Source organism: Streptomyces spongiae (assembly GCF_009377185.1).
GTDB classification, from domain to species: Bacteria; Actinomycetota; Actinomycetes; order Streptomycetales; family Streptomycetaceae; genus Streptomyces; species Streptomyces spongiae.
Window position 1 is genome coordinate 1 of record NZ_VJZC01000065.1, and the last position, 17,865, is coordinate 17,865.

The window sequence follows — 17,865 nt, forward strand, 5'->3', positions numbered from 1 at the left end:
GCCGAGCCCCCGCGCGGCCTCCTGCCCGACGTGCGCCGACTGCCGGGGCTCGTCCGCGGCGCCCTCTCCGACGTGGGCCGCGCCCTCGACATCGGCGCCTCCGTCGCCCGCTCCACCCTGGATGTACGCCCCTGCCCCGCGCTCACCTCCCGGTCCAGCGGCACCCGCCGTACCGCCGGAGTGGTGCTGGACCTCGACGAGGTCCACACCGTGCGCAAAGCGGTCGGCGGCACCGTCAACGACGTCCTGATCGCGATCGTCGCGGGCGCCCTGCGCCGCTGGCTGGACGAGCGCGGGGACGGCAGTGAGGGCGTGACGCCCCGCGCCCTGATCCCCGTCTCCAAGCGCCGCCCCCGCACCGCGCACCCGCAGGGCAACCGGCTGTCGGGCTACCTGATACGGCTCCCCGTGGACGAACCGGATCCGCTGGGCCGTCTCGCCACGGTCCGTAACGCCATGGACCGCAACAAGGACGCCGGCCCCAACCGGGGCGCGGGCGCCGTCGCGCTGCTCGCCGACCACGTGCCACCGCTCGGCCACCGGCTCGGCGGACCCCTGGTCAGCCAGGCGGCCCGGCTCTGGTTCGACATCCTGGTCACCAGCGTGCCGCTGCCCGGCCTCGGCCTCAGGCTCGGGGGGCACGCGCTCACCGAGGTGTACCCCTTCGCGCCGCTGGCCCGCGGTCAGTCCCTCGCGGTCGCGGTCTCGACCTACCGCGGGCGCGTCCACTACGGGCTCGTCGCCGACGCCGAGGCCGTACCCGACCTCGACCGGTTCGCCGAGTCCGTGTCCGGGGAGATGGAGACGCTGCTCGACGCCTGCGCTCCGTGACCGGCTTCCGCATCCCGTGACCGAGCGGGTTTGGCCACCCGGCCCGGCGCTCCGTACAATTCCGCGGTTGACAGCGAGCGCGGAAGGAGCGCCGCGACGGGTGACCAGGAAGCGGCAGCGGCGATGACGGTGACAGAGGACGGCCCGACGACCATGGACGAGGTGTCGTCGTACGGCCCCGGCATCGACCCGGAGCGGCTGGCGGTCTGCCTCAGCGTGCTCGAGGAGCTCGACAAGCTGGACGTCGACCACCCGGACGCGATCGCCGTGCGCCGGGCCACCGCGGGCATCTACCGCACGGTCAAGCAGCGCCGCCGCCAGGAGCGCCGGGCCGCCAAGACCGCCCACGACAAGTCGGTCACCGAGGCCACCGCCACCGGTTCCGCCCAGCGCATCGACGACGAGACCGAGGGTCTGCTGCCGTCGTCGAACACCGAGGAGGGCAGGATCGCGGGGATACTCCAGCGCCCGCGCTCCTGCTACACCTGCAAGTCCCGGTTCGTCGAGGTCGACTACTTCTACCACCAGCTCTGTCCGGACTGCGCGCGCACGAACCGCGCCAAGCGCGACGCCCGTGCCGACCTCACAGGCAAGCGCGCCCTGCTCACCGGTGGCCGCGCCAAGATCGGCATGTACATCGCGCTGCGGCTGCTGCGCGACGGCGCCCACACCACGATCACCACGCGTTTCCCGAAGGACGCCATCCGCCGCTTCAAGGCCATGGACGACTCCGGCGACTGGATGCACCGCCTGGAGGTCGTCGGCATCGACCTGCGCGACCCGGCCCAGGCCGTGGCGCTCGCCGACCAGGTCGCCGAGGCGGGCCCGCTCGACATCCTCGTCAACAACGCGACCCAGACCGTACGGCGGCTGCCCGCCGCCTACGCCGCCCTGGTCGAGGGCGAGAGCGCCCCGCTGCCCGCCGGGGAACTCCCCGCCCACCACGTCATCGGCGCCTTCAACTCCGGCGCGGTCGACGGCCTGGCCGCCCTGCCCCTGGGCACCAGCGGCCTCGACGCCCAGAAGGTCGCCGACCTCGCCCTGGTCGCGGGCAACGCCAGCCTCGCCCGCCACGTGGACGGCACCGCCATCGACGCGGGCGGCCTGGTCCCGGACGTGGTCGACACCAACACCTGGGTGCAGACCATCGAGCAGATCTCCCCGGTGGAGCTTCTGGAAACCCAGCTGTGCAACTACACGTCGCCGTTCATCCTGATCAGCAAGCTGCGCCCGGCGATGGCCGAGGCCGCGCGCAAGGCGGCCGGCAAGCGCGCCTACGTTGTGAACGTCTCGGCGATGGAGGGTGTCTTCGGCCGCGGCTACAAGGGCGCCGGCCACCCGAACACCAACGCCGCCAAGGCCGCCATGAACATGGTCACGCGCACCAGCGCCCACGAGATGTTCCAGACCGACGGCATCCTCATGACCTCCGTCGACACCGGCTGGATCACCGACGAGCGCCCCCACTACGACAAGCTGCGCCTCGCCGAAGCCGGCTTCCACGCCCCGCTCGACCTGGTGGACGGCGCGGCCCGGGTCTACGATCCGATTGTGCGCGGTGAGCAGGGTGAGGACCTGTACGGCGTCTTCCTGAAGGACTACGCGCCCGGGAAGTGGTGAGCCGCCGCCCTTGACGTGTCCCCGGCGTCCGCCGGGGTACTCGGGCCCTGGTGAGTACCGCGCCAGGAGTTGCCATGGACAGTTCACACGGAATCGATCCGCGGAGCCTCGGCGATCCGCGCAACGTGTATCTGACCGACGAGGAGTTCTACGCGAGCGACCGTCCGGCCAACCCCGTACTGCCGGAGGACCGGCCCCGGGGCGGCGGCCCCAGGGATCCGCTGAGGCATCCCGTGGCCTGGAGCACGATCCTGTTCATCGCTTCGATCTTCACGCTGATCTTCACGGGGATCGCCCTGTTCCCCTGAGGGGAGGTGGGCATCGTCAAGGGTGAGGTGGCACCTGTGACCGTAGGCGGTCGTGGACGGCGTACCCGGGCGAGGCGTACGCCGTCCTGACCCGGGTGCCACCGTCCACCAGCAGATCCGCCCCCGTGACCCACTCCGCCGCGTCCGAGGCCAGCCACACGACCGCCCGTGCTATGTCCTCGGGCGTGCCCAGCCGGCCCAGCGGGAGCCCCGCGGAGAGCTCCTCCTCCGCGCCCTCCCACACGAACCGTGCCATGTCGGTGCGGACGAGGCCGGGGGAGACGGAGTTGACCCGTACCGCGGGCGCCAGCTCACCGGCGAGCTGCCGGGTGAGGTGCAGCAGGGCGGCCTTGCTGGTGCCGTAGGCGCCGACGTGGGGCCCGACGTGCCCGGCCCCCTCGGTGCAGACGTTCACCACGGCACCGCCGTGCTCGCCCATCCACGCCCGCCACGCGTGCTGCACCAGCCGCAGCGGCGCCTCGACGTTGACGGCGAAGGCGTCACGCCAGCGGTCGGGATCGACGGCCATGAGCGGCCCGTACGGCTCGTTCGTGCCCGCGTTGTTGACGACGAGGTCGATCCGGCCGAACTCCCGCAGCGCCAGCCCGGTCAGTGCCCGCAGATGCGCCGGATCGGCCACGGACCCCGCGAGCCCGATCCCGCCGAGCTCGGCGGCGGCCCGTGCCACATCCTCCGCGTCACGTGCCGTGACACACACGTGCGCACCCGCCGCCACCAGCGCCTCGGCGACGGCCAGCCCGATCCCGCGCGAGGCCCCGGTGACGATCGCGGCCCGGCCCTCGAGTCCGTACGGAGACGTCATCCGCGGAGCGTCTCATGACGGGGCGTCAGTTCACAGACCGGAGACGAGGAAGCACGGCCGGGACGTTGGCTGAATCCGGAGCCCGTTTCCGGGTGTGACGGGCGCCTGTCGTTAGCCCGTTCGGGGGGTGTCGGTTTCGAACGGTCAACTGCGGGGCCTTTGACCGGCGCCCATGTCGTTGCGTCGTGGGCCGGGCACGGAACGACTCAAGACAGTTACCTCGTGTTTTCAGCCCCATCGAGCGCTCATCCGCTCAAATGGGTACTCTATAGCCGACGGACAGCCTTATATGGGTTCCACCCACACCCAGTCCGTCCCGGGACAAGCCGGTCACCACGGCTGATCTCGCCACAACTCGACAGGCGCCACCGCGTCCGAACCAGTTCCACACCACACCCAGCGGGCGCCCAGCGCACGGCAGAACGGTGAGCCGGCCGGTCCCGAGGGTGACCCGACACATAAGGAGTGCGCGGTGACACCGGAGAAGAGCAATCGCGATGAGCGCCCCAAGGATCGTACGGAGCGCGCGGGCCGCCGGCCCAAGAAGGAGCTCGGCAGCCTAGACGTGTGGGCCAGGTCCGCCCCGATCCGTCTCGCTGGGTACGAGGAAGACCTCGCGGAGCCCCACATCCTCCCCAGTGTGGACTGATTCCGGGCAGGACCCGTCGCGATCGCCGGCGGCACGGGCGTGCGAGACTCGCGCCCATGCTGATCAGAGAAGCCACGGCCGAGGACTGGCCACGCATCTGGCCCTTCTGGCACCGCATCGTCGCCGCCGGTGAGAGCTACACCTGGGATCCGGACACCTCCGAAGAAGCCGCTCGCGCCCTGTGGATGGCGCCCGCCAAGCGCGTGTACGTCGCCCAGGACGCCACCGGAGCCACCGTCGGCTCCGCCTACCTCACTCCCAACTACGGTGGTCCCGCTGCCGCTGTGGCCAACGCGGGCTTCATGGTCGATCCCGACCACGGCGGGCGCGGCATCGGCCGCGCCCTCGCCGAGCACGTCCTCGCCGCGGCCAAGGCCGACGGCTACCGGGCCATGGTGTTCAACGCCGTCGTCGAGACCAACCCCGCCGTGAGGCTGTGGGCATCGCTCGGTTTCAGCGTGCTCGGCACCGTGCCGGAGTCGTACGAGCACCCCCGGCACGGCCGGGTGGGGTTGCACGTCATGCACCGGGCCCTGTGACCCGGCGGCCCGGCGCCGCCGTGCCGGACGCCGGAAAATCACTGGGGCGGGCATCGCCGCCGTGCTTGCATGAGCCCATGGTGCCCACCGACCGTCTTCTCGCCTTCGCGGCCATGTCGTTCCTGCTGATCGTGATCCCCGGCCCCAGCGTGCTGTTCGTGATCGGCCGGGCCCTCGCCCAGGGCCGCCGGGCCGCGCTCACCACGGTGGTGGGCAACACGGCGGGCGCGTATGTGCTCGTGGTCGCCGTCGCGCTGGGTGTCGGCTCCGTCGTGGAGCGTTCGGTGCTCGTCTTCACGGCACTGAAGCTGGTGGGTGCCGCCTACCTGGTGTACCTCGGCGTGAAGGCGTGGCGCCGACGCGGCTCACTGCAGGCCGCGTTCGACGCCGACGGAGCAGCGCACGGCAGCCGGCGCACGCTGTGGGAGGGGTTCCTGGTCGGCGTGGCCAACCCCAAGACCATCGTGTTCTTCGCCGCCGTGCTGCCCCAGTTCGTGGACCGCGGCCAAGGGCACGTCGTGCTCCAGATGCTGTTCCTCGGGCTCGTCTTCAACGCCATCGCGGTGACCTGCGACAGCCTGTGGGGGCTGGTCGCGGCCACCGCACGGGACTGGTTCGCCCGCTCGCCCGCGCGGCTGTCACTGGTCGGCGGAGTGGGCGGCCTCACGATGATCGGCCTCGGCGTGACCGTCGCCGCGACCGGCCGCAAGGATTAGGGCACTTCGGGTGGATCTCCGTGGCGTCACGACGCCCGGCACGCGCGGTCAGGACAAGGGCGCCGTGCGCTGCCAGGGGCGCAGTTCCTCCAACTGGCCCGCCACGGCGAGGAGGTCGAGCTCGCTGCCGGGCCGGCCCACGAGCTGGACGGCGCAGGGCGCGCCGCTCGGCAGGGTGCCGAACGGCACCGACATCGCCGGCCAGCCCGTCAGGTTCCACGGCGGTGTCAGCGGGGAGTAGTTGGTGTTGGCCAGCACGTTGCGCAGCCAGCCACGCTCGTGCCAGGGCGCGGCGGCCGGCCCGCGCCGGGCCAGCGTCGGGGTGAGCAGCACGTCGTGCTCGGCGAAGAACGGCTCCATACGGCGGCGCAGTTGCTCACGCCGGTCGCCCTCGCGGACGCTTCGGACGAAGCGGCGGCCCAGCGCCGCGTGGACCCGCGTCCGGCGGGCGAGGCGCAGGGGATCGAGTCCTTGGGCGTCGACCGACGTGCCCGCCGTCCAGTGCGCCAGGGACGTCGTGCCCAGCCAGAGCGGGTACGGCGGGTCGGCGCGGCGCACCTGGTGTCCGGCCCCGGACAGCGCCTTCGCCGCCTCGCGCGCCGCCGTCGTGTACGGACGGCTGACGGTGACGCCGAGCAGCGGGCTGCGCACGGACACCGCGATCCGGCGGGTCGCCGGCTCGGGTGCGCGGGCCGCGTCAGGTGTGTCCGCCAGCACCGAGAACATCAGCCGGGTGTCCTCGGCCGTGGTCGCGAGCGGACCGTTCTCGGACATTCCGAACCAGTCGCCTTCGCTGATCCCCGCCGGTACCACCCCGGAGCCCGGCTTGAGGGTGATCAGCCCGCAGTTGGCGGCCGGTATGCGCAGCGAGCCCATCCCGTCGTTGCCGAGCGCGATCGGCACCATCCCGGCGGCGACCGCCGCCGCGCTGCCGCCGGACGAGCCACCCGCCGTGCGCGTGGTGTCCCACGGGTTGCGCGCGATGCCGTGCACGCTCTCCGAGGTGCCGAAGACGCACAGCTCGGGCACGTTCGTGAGGCCCACGACCACGGCGCCCGCCGCACGCAGCCGGGCCACCGTCACGTGGTCCTGGCCGGCCGGTGTGTCCGGGGTGGCGGCGGTGCCGATGCGGGTCGACTCGCCGCGTACGGAGAGGTTGTCCTTGACGGCCAGGGGCACGCCCGCGAGGGGGAGCCCGTCGAGGTCACCCCGGGCGGCCACCTCGTCCGCCTCGGCCAGAGCCGCCTCCGCCCGCACCGTACGGAACGCCCCGACGCGGGAGTCCAGCAGTTCGATCCGCGCGAGGTGCTCCGCCACCACCTCCCGGGGCGTGATCCTCTTCTCCCGTACGGCGGCGGCGATTTCGGCGGCGGTCCGGCCGACCCAGCTGGTCACGGTCGCTCCCTGCGCGTGAGACGTGGACGTACTCGCCAGTAGCCGACGTGTACGAGGAGCACTGTGCCCTGCCGGAGTGCGCCACGTCGAGAGTCTGTTCCCTTCTCGTCTCCATGCTCGTCTCCGTACTCGTCAGGCATCATCCGATGAGTTGTGGAACCTCCGCTGGCGAACATTTCGATTTCCCGCAACGCACGCCCCATTGACAACTGAGGCATCACCTTCCAAGGATCAGACATCCGATGACTGCGAACTTCCTGTGAGGTGGAGCGGTATGGCCTGGTCCAGAGTGATCGGTGCCGTGGCGGGGCTGGTGCTGCTCGTGGCGCCCGTTCCGGCGGCGGCCCAGACGCAGAAGGCGGGGCCGCCACCCGTCACGGTGCCCGCACTGTCCAACTGGGCACCCGGAGAAGGAAGCTACGCGTTCGCGCGAAGCACCCGCATCGTCGCCCGCGACCAGGAGTCACGCGAGGTCGCCGGCACCCTCGCCGACGATCTGCGTGCGGCGGGCCGTGGCACCGTACCCGTCGTCCGGGACGTCGCGCCACGGACCGGAGACATCGTTGTCGACGTCGACCCCTCGGCTGCGCGACTCGGAGCAGAGGGATACGAACTTCGCGCGGGCGCCCGCCTGACGATCACCGGCCGGACGGACACCGGCGCCTTCTACGGCACCCGCACCCTGCTCCAGCTCCTCGCGCAGGGCGACCGCGTACCCGCCGGGCGCACCGTCGACGTGCCCGAGTACAAGGAACGCGGGGTCGGCGTCTGCGCCTGCTACGTCCACATCTCCACCGAGTGGCTGGAGAACCTGGTGCGCGACATGGCGTACCAGAAGCTCAACCAGCTCCTGCTCGAACTGAAGGTCAAGAGCGAGGCCCACCCCGAGGCCAACACCTGGGGCTACTACACCAAGGACGAGATCCGTCGCATCGTCGCCCTCGGCGAGAAGTACCACGTCGAGATCATCCCGGAGATCAACTCCCCGGGCCACATGGACCCCTGGATCGAGAACCGCCCCGACCTGCAGCTCACCGACTCCGACGGCGTCAAGCAGCCCTCACGGCTCGACGTCACCCAGCAGGCCGCCTTCGACTACTACACGAGCCTGATCGACGAGTACGCCCAGGTCTTCCCGGCCACCTCCTGGCACATGGGAGCCGACGAGTACATGCTCGGCTCCGACTTCGCCAAGTACCCGCAGGTCCTCGCCTACGCACGCCAGAAGTACGGTGCGGACGCCACTCCGCAGGACGCCTTCATCGACTTCGTCAACCGCGTCCACGCGTACGCGGCCACCAAGGGCAAGAAGCTCCGCATCTGGAACGACGGACTCACCGGCGCCAACACCGTGCCGGTCACGGCGGGCACGACCGTCGAGCACTGGCTGAACGTGGCGGTGAAGCCGAGCGAACTCATCGCGCAGGGCTACCCGGTGATGAACGCCTCGTACTCCCTCTACCTCGTGCGCGGTGGCTTCCACTCGGACACCAAGGGCCTGTACGACCAGAGCTGGGACCCGCGCGGCTTCGAGGGCGAGAAGCTCACTTCGCGCACCGGCATCACCGGGGCGAAGATCAGCCTGTGGCCGGACAACGGACGCGGCGAGACCGAGAACGAGGTCGCCGTCCTGCTCGACCCGGCCCTGAGGCACATCGCGCAGGCCACCTGGGGATCACCGCACCCGGACGCCACGTACGCGGAGTTCACCGCCCGTGCGCGGGCCGTGGGGCACGCCCCCGGATGGCGTGACCTGACCCGTGTGCCGTTGGCCGACGGAACGTACACCTTCCGCGGCGGCGGTGTGACACGCGACCTCCAGGTCGCCCGCACCCCTGACGGCTACGTGACCCTGAAGTCCGCCACGAGCGGCAGGTGCCTGGAGACGCGCAGCGGCAAGCTCACCCTCAACGTGCCGCTGGAGCCGGGGAGCGCGGTCACCGAGGAGACCTGCGCCGCCTCGAACACCCTGCAGCGCTGGGTGCCCGTGCCCGCCCCCGGAGGCTACGAACTCGTCAACGCGATCACACGCATGGCTGTCCACGTCACCGACGACGGACACCTGGTCCAGTACCCGCCGGACCAGCGCACGCCCGCCGTGTGGCAGGTGACCGCCCGCTGACGCACTCCGGCCCGGGGTCCGACTCGGCGCGCTACTCCCTGAGTTGGGTCCGCAGCCACTGCTCCACCTCGCCCACGTGCGCGGCGGCGGCCGCCCGGGCCGCCTCCGGGTCGTGGGCGAGGAGGGCGCGGTGGATGGCGGCGTGCTCGCGGCGGGTGCGGGCGAAGGCGCCCTCTTCCTGGTAGCCGCGCCAGACGCGGGCGCGGAAGGTGCGGGAGGACAGGCCCTCCAGGATCGCGGCCATGGTCTCGTTGCCGGCGGCGGCCGCGATCTCGCGGTGGAAGGCGAGGTCGTGGGCGATGATCTCCTCGGGGTCGTCCGTGCCGTTCATCGCGGTCAGGTGCTTCTCGACCTCCGCGAGCTGGTCCTCGGTGATGCGCGCGGCGGCCAGCGCGGTCGCCGTCGACTCCAGGATGCGGCGCACTTCCAGCAGCTCGACCAGACGGGGGCCACGGGAGAGGTCGGCGACCACGCCGAAGGTCTCCAGCAGGTCCCCGGCCTCCAGCTGGGTGACGTAGATGCCCGACCCGTGGCGGGCCTCCAGGACGCCGAGGACCGTGAGCGCGCGGATCGCCTCCCGCATCGAGCTGCGTGAGATGCCCAGCTGGGCGGCCAGGTCCCGCTCGGTGGGCAGACGCTGGCCCGGTTCCAGGCGGCCCTCGGCGATCATCGCCTTGATGCGCTCGATGGCGCGCTGCGTCACCGTGCCCTTCTGTGGAGCGGCCTCGCTCGGGGTCTCGTCCACGCCACTCCTCCTGTTGTCGGTGCGCGGAAGTCTAACCAGCCATGTGGTCGGACCACTACGGTCAGAAGGTGGGGAAATTTGGCGTCGGAGGGTGTTGTGAAGGGGAAGTGGTCTGATAAATATGCGTTCACTTGCTCTGACTGCGCTCACTTGCTCGCTTGAACCCCGCTCGACGAGGAGCTGAAAGATGGCCGGCACAAACCCACGGAACGGGCAGACAGGGGCACGGAAGGTACGCGTGGTGGTCGCTGCCTCGTGTGCCGCTCTCGTGCTCGCGGCGTGCGGCAGCACCAAGGACACCGCCTCCTCCGCCAAGGACGGGGGCGGCGACGGCAAGGTAGGGGTGATCCTGCCCCTGCTGACCTCGCCGTTCTGGCAGTCGTACAACGACTACGTGCCCAAGATGGCCAAGTCCGAGGGCGTCGACGCGCTCAAGACGGTCAACTCCAACAGCGACCCGTCCCAGCAGATCACCGACATCAACAACTCGCTCAACCAGGGAGTCAAGGGCCTGGTCGTCGCGCCGCTCGACAGCGCGGCGATCGTGGCGGGCCTCGACCAGGCCGAGCGCAAGGGCGTGCCGGTCGTCGCGGTGGACGTGGCGCCGGACAAGGGCAAGGTCGCCATGGTCGTCCGCGCCAACAACGTGGCCTACGGCGAGAAGGCCTGCGAGTACCTCGGCAAGCAGATTCCGAGCGGCAAGGTCGTGCAGATCATGGGCGACCTGGCCTCGGTCAACGGCCGTGACCGCTCCGAGGCGTTCCGTGCCTGCGTCAAGAAGAACTACCCCAAGCTGAAGGTGCTGGAGATCCCCGCCAAGTGGGAGTCGGACACGGCGGCCTCCAAGCTGGACACCCTCCTCAACGCCAACCCCGACATCAAGGGCATCTACATGCAGGCGGGCGGTGTGTACCTCGCGCCCACCCTGCAGACCCTGAAGTCCAAGGGGATGCTGAAGACGGCGGGCCAGAAGGGGCACATCTTCGTCGTCTCGAACGACGGCATCCCGCAGGAGTTCGACGCCATCCGCAAGGGCCAGATCGACGCGACCGTCTCGCAGCCCGCCGACGCGTACGCCAAGTACGGCATGTACTACATCAAGGCGGCGATGGAGGGGAAGACGTTCAAGCCCGGCCCCACCGACCACGACTCCACGATCGTCAAGCTGCCCAGCGGCATCCTGGAGGACCAGCTGCCCGCGCCACTGGTGACCAAGGACAACGTCGACGACCCCAAGCTCTGGGGCAACACGGTCAAATGAGCGCTGCCACCGCCACCCCCCTGGTAGAGGCCACGGGCATCGTCAAGCGCTACGGGCCCACCGTCGCCCTGCAGGACGGCCGGCTGACCGTCCTGCCTGGCGAGTCCCACGCCCTCGTGGGCCGCAACGGCGCGGGCAAGTCCACCCTCGTCACCGTCCTCACCGGACTCCAGGCCCCCGACGCGGGCACCGTCCGCTTCGACGGACAGCCGGCACCGCAGCTCGGCGACCGCGCCGCCTGGCGCTCCAAGGTGGCCTGCGTCTACCAAAGGCCCACCGTCGTCCCCGAGCTGACGGTCGCCGAGAACCTCTTCCTCAACCGCCAGCCCGACAGCCGGCGAGGCTTCTTCAGCTGGCGCCGACTGCACGAGGAGGCCACCGCGGTCCTCAACACCTGGGACGTGCGCGTCGACCCCGACGCCCGTACCGCCGACCTCAAGGTCGAGGACCGGCAGATGGTGGAGATCGCCCGCGCCCTGAGCCAGGGCGCCCGCTTCATCGTCCTCGACGAACCCACCGCCCAGCTCGACAACCGCGAGATCGAGCGCCTCTTCGACAGGATGCGCGGACTTCAGGAGTCCGGCGTCACCTTCCTGTTCATCTCGCACCACCTCCAGGAGGTGTACGAGGTCTGCCAGACGGTCACCGTCCTGCGCGACGCCCGCTGGATCACCACCGCACCCGTCGCCGAACTCCCGCGCGCCGCGCTGGTGGAGGCGATGGCGGGGGAGGTGGTCGCCGAACGGCAGGCGGCCGCGGCGGAAGCCGTGGTGGAACAGGACGGCGTCGACGCGCCGGTCGTCCTGGACGTCAAGGGCCTGACCTCGGACACCTACGAGGACGTCGCCCTGACCGTCCGCCGCGGTGAGGTCGTCGGGCTCGCCGGTTCCAGCGGCAGCGGCAAGATCGCTCTCGCCGAGTCCTTCGCCGGACTGCACACCCCGACGTCCGGAACGGCCCTGCTGGACGGCACGCCGCTCCCGTTCGGTGACGTCCGGGCGGCCCTGAAGGCAGGCGTCGGCTGCGTACCCCGCGACCGGCACGGCCAAGGGCTCGTCTTCGGCATGACCATCGGCGACAACGCCACGATGAGCGTGCTGGACCGGCTCGGGCGGTACGGGCTCGTCGGCACCACCCGCAAGCGCGATGTCGCCACCGAACTGATCGAGCGCCTCGACATCCACACCGAGGGTCCCGACCAGCCCGTCTCCGACCTCTCCGGCGGCAACGCGCAGAAGGTCGTCATGGCCCGCGCCCTCGCCTCCGACCCACGGCTGCTCGTCCTCATCAACCCCACCGCGGGCGTCGACGTGAAGTCCAAGGAGTCCCTGCTGTCCCGCGTGGACAACGCCCGCGAGGACGGTACGGCCGTCCTCGTCGTCTCGGACGAACTCGACGACCTGCGCCGCTGCGACCGTGTCCTCGTCCTCTTCCACGGCCGTGTCGTCGCCGAGCACCCGGCGGGCTGGCACGACCACGAGCTGATCGCCTCCATCGAAGGAGTGGACCATGGCTGACACGAAGGTGCCGGAACTGACCCCTCTCCGGGCTCCCGACCCGCGTGCCGCCAAGACCGTCCTGCTCCGCCGCGCCCGCGAACTCGCCCTAGTTCCAGCCCTGTTGCTGCTCATGGTGTTCGGCGCGTTCGTCAACGACTCGTTCCTCACCGAACGCAACATCATCTCCATCCTGGGCGCGTCCGCCGCCCTCGCGATGGTGGTGCTGGCCGAGTCGCTCGTGCTGATCACCGGCAAGTTCGACCTGTCGCTGGAGTCGGTCGTCGGTATCGCCCCCGCCGTGGGCGCCCTGCTGGTGCTGCCGGCCGCGCAGTCCGGCTGGGGCACGGAGTTCCCGGCGGCCCTCGCGCTGCTGGCGATCCTCGTCGTGGGCGGGGCCATCGGCGCGTTCAACGGCATCCTCGTGGTGAAGTTCAAGCTCAACGCGTTCATCGTCACCCTCGCCATGCTGATCGTGCTGCGCGGACTGCTGGTCGGTGCGACCAAGGGCAAGACGCTGTTCGGCATGCCCGACGCGTTCTTCTCGCTGGCGACCACGACCTTCCTGCGCGTGCCCATGTCGGTGTGGCTGGCGGCTGTCGCCTTCGGCGTCGCCGGGCTCGTCCTGCGCTACCACCGCGTCGGCCGCGCGATGTACGCGATCGGCGGCAACGTGGACGCGGCCCGCGCGGCAGGCATCCGCGTCGAACGGGTGATGCTCGGCGTGTTCGTCGTCGCGGGCACCCTCGCAGCCGTCGGCGGGATCATGCAGACCGGGTATGTGGGGGCGATCAGCGCCAACCAGGGCAACAACATGATCTTCACTGTGTTCGCGGCGGCGGTCATCGGCGGCATCAGCCTCGACGGCGGCAAGGGCACCATGTTCGGCGCCCTCACCGGCGTACTCCTCCTGGGTGTCGTGCAGAACCTGCTCACCCTCGCGCAGGTGCCGTCCTTCTGGATCCAGGCCATCTACGGAGGCATCATCCTGGTCGCCCTCATGATCGCCCGCGTCACCACGGGCCGCGCCCAGGACTGACCCGCCGACTCCTCGTCACCGAGTTACCGAACGAAAGGCCATCCGTGTCCCCGACCTCCGCCCGCGTCACCGCGGTCGACACCTACGACATCCGGTTCCCGACCTCGCGCGAGCTCGACGGCTCCGACGCGATGAACCCGGACCCCGACTACTCGGCCGCGTACGTCGTGCTGCGCACCGATGCGGCTGACGCGGACGGCTGTCCGGAGGGGCACGGCTTCACCTTCACCATCGGGCGGGGCAACGATGTCCAGGTCGCCGCGATCGACGCCCTGCGGAGCCATGTGGTCGGACGGTCCGTCGACGAGCTGTGCGACGATCCGGGCTCCCTGTTCCGGGAGTTGATCGGCGACAGTCAGCTGCGCTGGCTCGGGCCCGAGAAGGGCGTGATGCACATGGCGATCGGCGCGGTCGTCAACGCGGTGTGGGACCTCGCCGCCAAGCGCGCCCACAAGCCCCTGTGGCAGCTGCTGGCCGACGCCGAGCCCGAGTGGCTGGTCCGCCAGATCGACTTCCGCTACATCACGGACGCGCTGACACCGGACGAGGCGCTGGAGCTGCTGCGACAGGGCAAGGAGGGCGCCGAGGATCGGAAGGCCCGGCTGCTCGCCCAGGGGTACCCCGCCTACACCACCTCCCCGGGCTGGCTCGGCTACGACGACGAGAAGCTCACCCGGCTGGCCGCCGAGGCCGTCGCCGACGGGTTCCGGCAGATCAAGCTGAAGGTGGGCGCGGACCTCGCCGACGACGTACGGCGCTGCCGCGTCGCCCGGTCCGTCGTCGGCCCCGACATCCGTATGGCCGTCGACGCCAACCAGCGGTGGAACGTCGACGAGGCGATCCAGTGGGTCAAGGCGCTCGCCGAGTTCGAGCCGTACTGGATCGAGGAGCCGACCAGCCCCGACGACGTGCTCGGCCACGCGGCGATCCGCAAGGCCGTGGGCCCCGTCAAGGTCGCCACCGGCGAACACGTCCAGAACCGCATCATCTTCAAGCAGCTCCTCCAGGCGGGCTCCCTCGACGTCCTCCAGATCGACGCGGCCCGCGTCGGCGGCGTCAACGAGAACCTGGCGATCCTGCTGCTCGCGGCCAAGTTCGGGGTGCCCGTCTGCCCGCACGCGGGCGGGGTCGGACTGTGCGAGCTCGTCCAGCACCTGTCGATGTTCGACTACGTGGCCCTGACCGGTACCACCGAGGACAGGGTCATCGAGTACGTCGACCATCTGCACGACCACTTCCTCGACCCGGTGGTGATCCGCGAAGGTCACTACACGGCACCCAGCACGCCGGGCTTCTCCGCCACCATGCGGCCGGAGTCCATCGCGGAGTACACGTTCCCGGGCGGTAAGTTCTGGGTCGCCGACCTCAATACCGACGGAAAGACCGACGGACACCCCGACAAGAAGGGACACGTTGCATGAGCGACTTCGAGGGCCTCAGGGCGCTGGTGACGGGCGGCGCCTCCGGCATCGGCCGGGCGACCGCCGAACTCCTCGCCGCCCGCGGCGCCCAGGTCGCCGTCCTGGACCTCGACCCGTCGTCGGTCGAGAAGCCCCTGCGCGGCTACCGCGCCGACGTCACCGACGACACGTCCGTACGCGAGGCCGTGGCCGCCGCCGTCGCCGACCTCGGCGGACTCGACGTGCTGGTCAACAACGCGGGCATCGGCGCCCAGGGGACGGTCGAGGACAACGACGACGAGCAGTGGCACCGGGTGCTGGACGTCAACGTTCTCGGCATGGTCCGGGTGGCCCGCGCCGCCCTGCCCCACCTGCGCGAGTCGTCGCACGCGGCCATCGTCAACACCTGCTCCATCGCCGCCACGGCCGGTCTGCCGCAGCGGGCGCTGTACTCGGCGTCGAAGGGCGCCGTCCTCTCCCTCACCCTCGCCATGGCCGCCGACCATGTCCGCGAGGGCATCCGCGTGAACTGCGTGAACCCCGGCACGGTGGACACCCCGTGGGTGGGCCGCCTGCTGGACGCCGCCGCAGACCCCGCCGCCGAGCGGGCCGCACTCGAAGCCCGCCAGCCCACCGGCCGCCTCGTCTCGGCACCCGAGGTCGCGGGCGCCGTCGCCTACCTGGCGAGCCCGCTGTCCGGCGCCACCACCGGTACGGCACTCGCGGTGGACGGCGGTATGCAGGGGCTGCGGCTGCGGCCGGTGGGCCAGTGAGCACCCTCGGCAGGAGCGGTGTCGAGGTCAGCGGGCTGTCCTTCGGCGCCGCCGGTATCGGCAGCCTGTTCACGGAGGTCAGCGACGAGCAGGCGGACGCGGCCCTGGGCGCCGCCTGGTCGGCCGGCATCCGGTACTTCGACACCGCGCCGCACTACGGCATCGGGCTCTCCGAGCGGCGCCTGGGCGCGTTCCTGAGGGAGCGGCCTCGCGACGCGTACACGATCTCCACCAAGGTGGGACGCCTGCTGGAACCCGCCGACGGGCACGGCGACGACCTCGCCCACGGATTCGCCGTACCCGCCACTCACCGTCGCGTGTGGGACTTCAGCGCCGACGGTGTACGCCGCTCGCTGGAGGACAGCCTGGAGCGGCTCGGCCTCGACCGCGTGGACGTCGTCTACCTCCACGACCCCGACGACCACGCCGAACAGGCATTCCGGGAGGGCTACCCCGCGCTGGAGCGCCTGCGCGCCGAGGGCGTCGTCGGCGCGATCGGCGCGGGCATGAACCAGACGGCCATGCTCACCCGCTTCGTCCGGGAGACCGACGTCGACGTGGTGCTGTGCGCGGGCCGGTACACCCTCCTCGAACAGGGCGCGCTCGCCGACCTGTTGCCCGCCGCCGAGGAGCGCGGGGCCTCCGTGGTCGTCGGCGGTGCCTTCAACTCCGGTCTGCTGGCGGACCCCAAGCCCGGAGCGACCTACAACTACGGCTCCGCCCCGGAGGAGTTGATGGCACGGGCCCTGCGGCTGAAGGACATCGCCGAACGGCACGGCACGACGCTGCGTGCCGCCGCGCTCGCCTTCCCCGGCGCGCATCCGGCTGTCGCGAGCGTCCTCGTCGGCGCCCGCTCGGCCGAGGAGGCCCGTGACGGCGCCGAGCAGTTCGCGGCCGTCGTGCCCGCGGACTTCTGGCAGGAGCTGGTCGCCGAGGGACTGCTTCCCAAGGAGGCACCCGTGCCTACGTCCGGAGAGGAAACGCCGTGAGAGTCGCCCTGCACACCAAGGTCCGCGCCGACCGCGTCGAGGAGTACGAGGCGGCCCACCGCGAGGTCCCCAAGGAGCTCACCGACGCCATACGCGCCGCCGGAGCCACCTCCTGGACCATCTGGCGCAGCGGCACCGACCTCTTCCACGTCCTGGAGTGCGAGGACTACGCCCGTCTGCTGGCCGAGTTGGAGAAACTCCCGGTCAACGTCACCTGGCAGGCCCGTATGGCCGAACTGCTCGACGTCGTCCACGACTACTCCGACGAGGGCGTCGGCGCGGGCCTGCCCGTCGTGTGGGAGCTGCCGTGACCGTGGACGCCCACCACCATGTGTGGGACCTCTCCGTACGCGACCAGGACTGGATCAGCGGGCCCGAACTCCAGCCCATCAGACGGAACTTCACCCTAGCCGACCTGGTACCCGAGGCGAGCGCGGTGGGCGTCGACCGCACGGTGCTGGTGCAGACGATCACCGTGGCCGAGGAGACCCCGGAGTTCCTGGCGCTCGCGGACGACAGCGACCTGGTCGCCGGAGTGGTCGGCTGGACCGACCTGACCCGCCCCGACGCCGCCGACGAACTCGCCCGGCTGAAGGGCCTGGCGGGCGGACGGTTCCTGAAGGGCATCCGCCACCAGGTTCAGGGCGAGCCCGACCCCGAGTGGCTGCTGCGCCCCGACGTACGCGCGGGACTCGCGGCGGTCGCCGCGGCCGGACTCGTGTACGACCTCGTCGTGCTGCCCCACCAGCTCCCTGCCTGCGTCAAGGCGGCCGCGGCCCTGCCCGGACTCACCTTCGTCCTCGACCACCTGGGCAAGCCGCCCATCGCCTCCGGTGAGCTCGAACCCTGGGCCTCGGACATCCGGGCGCTCGCCGCGCTCCCCAACACCGTGTGCAAGCTGTCGGGGATGGTGACGGAGACGGACCCCGGCACGTGGCGCTCGGGCTGGCCGGCGGGGGAGTTGCGTCCCTACGCCGACACGGTGCTGGACGCCTTCGGCCCCGGCCGGCTGATGTTCGGCACCGACTGGCCGGTGTGCACCCTGGCGGCGACGTACGCCGAAGTCGCGCACGGCACGGGCGTGTTGGTGCGGGGACTGAGCCCGGACGAGAAGCAGGACGTCTTCGAGGGCACCGCCACCCGCGTCTACGGCCTCTGA

At 71.0% G+C, this 17,865-nt stretch carries 17 protein-coding genes; 14 read left to right on the forward strand and 3 right to left on the reverse strand.

Annotated features, from left to right (window positions below; genetic code table 11):
• From FNH08_RS12455 to FNH08_RS12465, 3 genes are all read left to right on the forward strand, one after another.
• Positions 1 to 831 (forward strand): WS/DGAT domain-containing protein (locus FNH08_RS12455; RefSeq protein WP_152771539.1); only part of this gene is annotated, 831 nt, incomplete at its 5' end.
• A 123-nt stretch (positions 832 to 954) separates the two neighbouring features.
• Positions 955 to 2,451: an SDR family NAD(P)-dependent oxidoreductase gene (locus FNH08_RS12460; protein ID WP_152771540.1), complete on the forward strand. Its 1,497-nt coding sequence runs from the start codon at positions 955 to 957 to the stop codon at positions 2,449 to 2,451.
• 74 nt (positions 2,452 to 2,525) lie between these two features.
• Positions 2,526 to 2,759 carry a hypothetical protein gene (locus tag FNH08_RS12465; RefSeq protein ID WP_152771541.1) on the forward strand — a complete coding sequence of 78 codons (234 nt, stop codon included), beginning with the start codon at positions 2,526 to 2,528 and terminating at the stop codon, positions 2,757 to 2,759.
• 16 nt (positions 2,760 to 2,775) lie between these two features.
• Here FNH08_RS12465 and FNH08_RS12470 read toward each other — a convergent pair whose 3' ends face one another.
• Positions 2,776 to 3,582: an SDR family oxidoreductase gene (locus FNH08_RS12470; protein ID WP_152771542.1), complete on the reverse strand. Its 807-nt coding sequence runs from the start codon at positions 3,580 to 3,582 to the stop codon at positions 2,776 to 2,778.
• A 705-nt stretch (positions 3,583 to 4,287) separates the two neighbouring features.
• Here FNH08_RS12470 and FNH08_RS12480 point away from each other — a divergent pair.
• A complete protein-coding gene (locus FNH08_RS12480) occupies positions 4,288 to 4,770 on the forward strand; it encodes a GNAT family N-acetyltransferase (RefSeq protein WP_152771543.1) in 483 nt (160 codons plus the stop codon).
• Between the two features lie 77 nt (positions 4,771 to 4,847).
• Positions 4,848 to 5,486 (forward strand): LysE family translocator, encoded by a 639-nt coding sequence (locus FNH08_RS12485; RefSeq protein WP_152771544.1) that lies wholly within the window; start codon positions 4,848 to 4,850, stop codon positions 5,484 to 5,486.
• Positions 5,487 to 5,534: 48 nt separating this feature from the next.
• Here FNH08_RS12485 and FNH08_RS12490 read toward each other — a convergent pair whose 3' ends face one another.
• Complete coding sequence (locus FNH08_RS12490) at positions 5,535 to 6,881, reverse strand: amidase (RefSeq protein WP_322724332.1); 1,347 nt, start codon at positions 6,879 to 6,881, stop codon at positions 5,535 to 5,537.
• A 274-nt stretch (positions 6,882 to 7,155) separates the two neighbouring features.
• On the opposite strand from FNH08_RS12490, the gene FNH08_RS12495 reads away from it, so the two are divergent.
• Complete coding sequence (locus FNH08_RS12495; RefSeq protein ID WP_152771546.1) at positions 7,156 to 9,003, forward strand: family 20 glycosylhydrolase; 1,848 nt, start codon at positions 7,156 to 7,158, stop codon at positions 9,001 to 9,003.
• 31 nt (positions 9,004 to 9,034) lie between these two features.
• On the opposite strand, the gene FNH08_RS12500 is transcribed toward FNH08_RS12495, so the two are convergent.
• The gene (locus FNH08_RS12500; RefSeq protein ID WP_322724334.1) at positions 9,035 to 9,748 is read right to left on the reverse strand and encodes a FadR/GntR family transcriptional regulator; all 714 of its coding nucleotides are present in this window, start codon (positions 9,746 to 9,748) and stop codon (positions 9,035 to 9,037) included.
• A 187-nt stretch (positions 9,749 to 9,935) separates the two neighbouring features.
• Here FNH08_RS12500 and FNH08_RS12505 point away from each other — a divergent pair, with 187 nt between their 5' ends.
• From FNH08_RS12505 to FNH08_RS12540, 8 genes are read left to right on the forward strand one after another with little or no spacing between them, the layout of a single operon-like run.
• Complete coding sequence (locus tag FNH08_RS12505) at positions 9,936 to 11,009, forward strand: sugar ABC transporter substrate-binding protein (protein ID WP_152771547.1); 1,074 nt, start codon at positions 9,936 to 9,938, stop codon at positions 11,007 to 11,009.
• Positions 11,006 to 12,526: a sugar ABC transporter ATP-binding protein gene (locus FNH08_RS12510; RefSeq protein WP_152771548.1), complete on the forward strand. Its 1,521-nt coding sequence runs from the start codon at positions 11,006 to 11,008 to the stop codon at positions 12,524 to 12,526. The genes FNH08_RS12505 and FNH08_RS12510 overlap by 4 nt, the downstream gene beginning before the upstream one ends.
• A complete protein-coding gene (locus FNH08_RS12515) occupies positions 12,519 to 13,544 on the forward strand; it encodes an ABC transporter permease (RefSeq protein ID WP_152771549.1) in 1,026 nt (341 codons plus the stop codon). The genes FNH08_RS12510 and FNH08_RS12515 overlap by 8 nt, the downstream gene beginning before the upstream one ends.
• A gap of 44 nt (positions 13,545 to 13,588) precedes the next feature.
• A complete protein-coding gene (locus FNH08_RS12520) occupies positions 13,589 to 14,965 on the forward strand; it encodes an L-fuconate dehydratase (RefSeq protein WP_322724335.1) in 1,377 nt (458 codons plus the stop codon).
• Positions 14,962 to 15,717 (forward strand): SDR family NAD(P)-dependent oxidoreductase, encoded by a 756-nt coding sequence (locus tag FNH08_RS12525; RefSeq protein ID WP_152771550.1) that lies wholly within the window; start codon positions 14,962 to 14,964, stop codon positions 15,715 to 15,717. The genes FNH08_RS12520 and FNH08_RS12525 overlap by 4 nt, the downstream gene beginning before the upstream one ends.
• The gene (locus FNH08_RS12530; protein ID WP_322724336.1) at positions 15,714 to 16,706 is read left to right on the forward strand and encodes an aldo/keto reductase; all 993 of its coding nucleotides are present in this window, start codon (positions 15,714 to 15,716) and stop codon (positions 16,704 to 16,706) included. Before FNH08_RS12525 ends, FNH08_RS12530 begins: the two co-directional genes overlap by 4 nt.
• A complete protein-coding gene (locus FNH08_RS12535; protein ID WP_322724337.1) occupies positions 16,703 to 17,017 on the forward strand; it encodes an L-rhamnose mutarotase in 315 nt (104 codons plus the stop codon). The genes FNH08_RS12530 and FNH08_RS12535 overlap by 4 nt, the downstream gene beginning before the upstream one ends.
• On the forward strand, positions 17,014 to 17,865 hold the full coding sequence (locus tag FNH08_RS12540) for an amidohydrolase family protein (protein WP_322724339.1): 852 nt from the start codon (positions 17,014 to 17,016) through the stop codon (positions 17,863 to 17,865). Before FNH08_RS12535 ends, FNH08_RS12540 begins: the two co-directional genes overlap by 4 nt.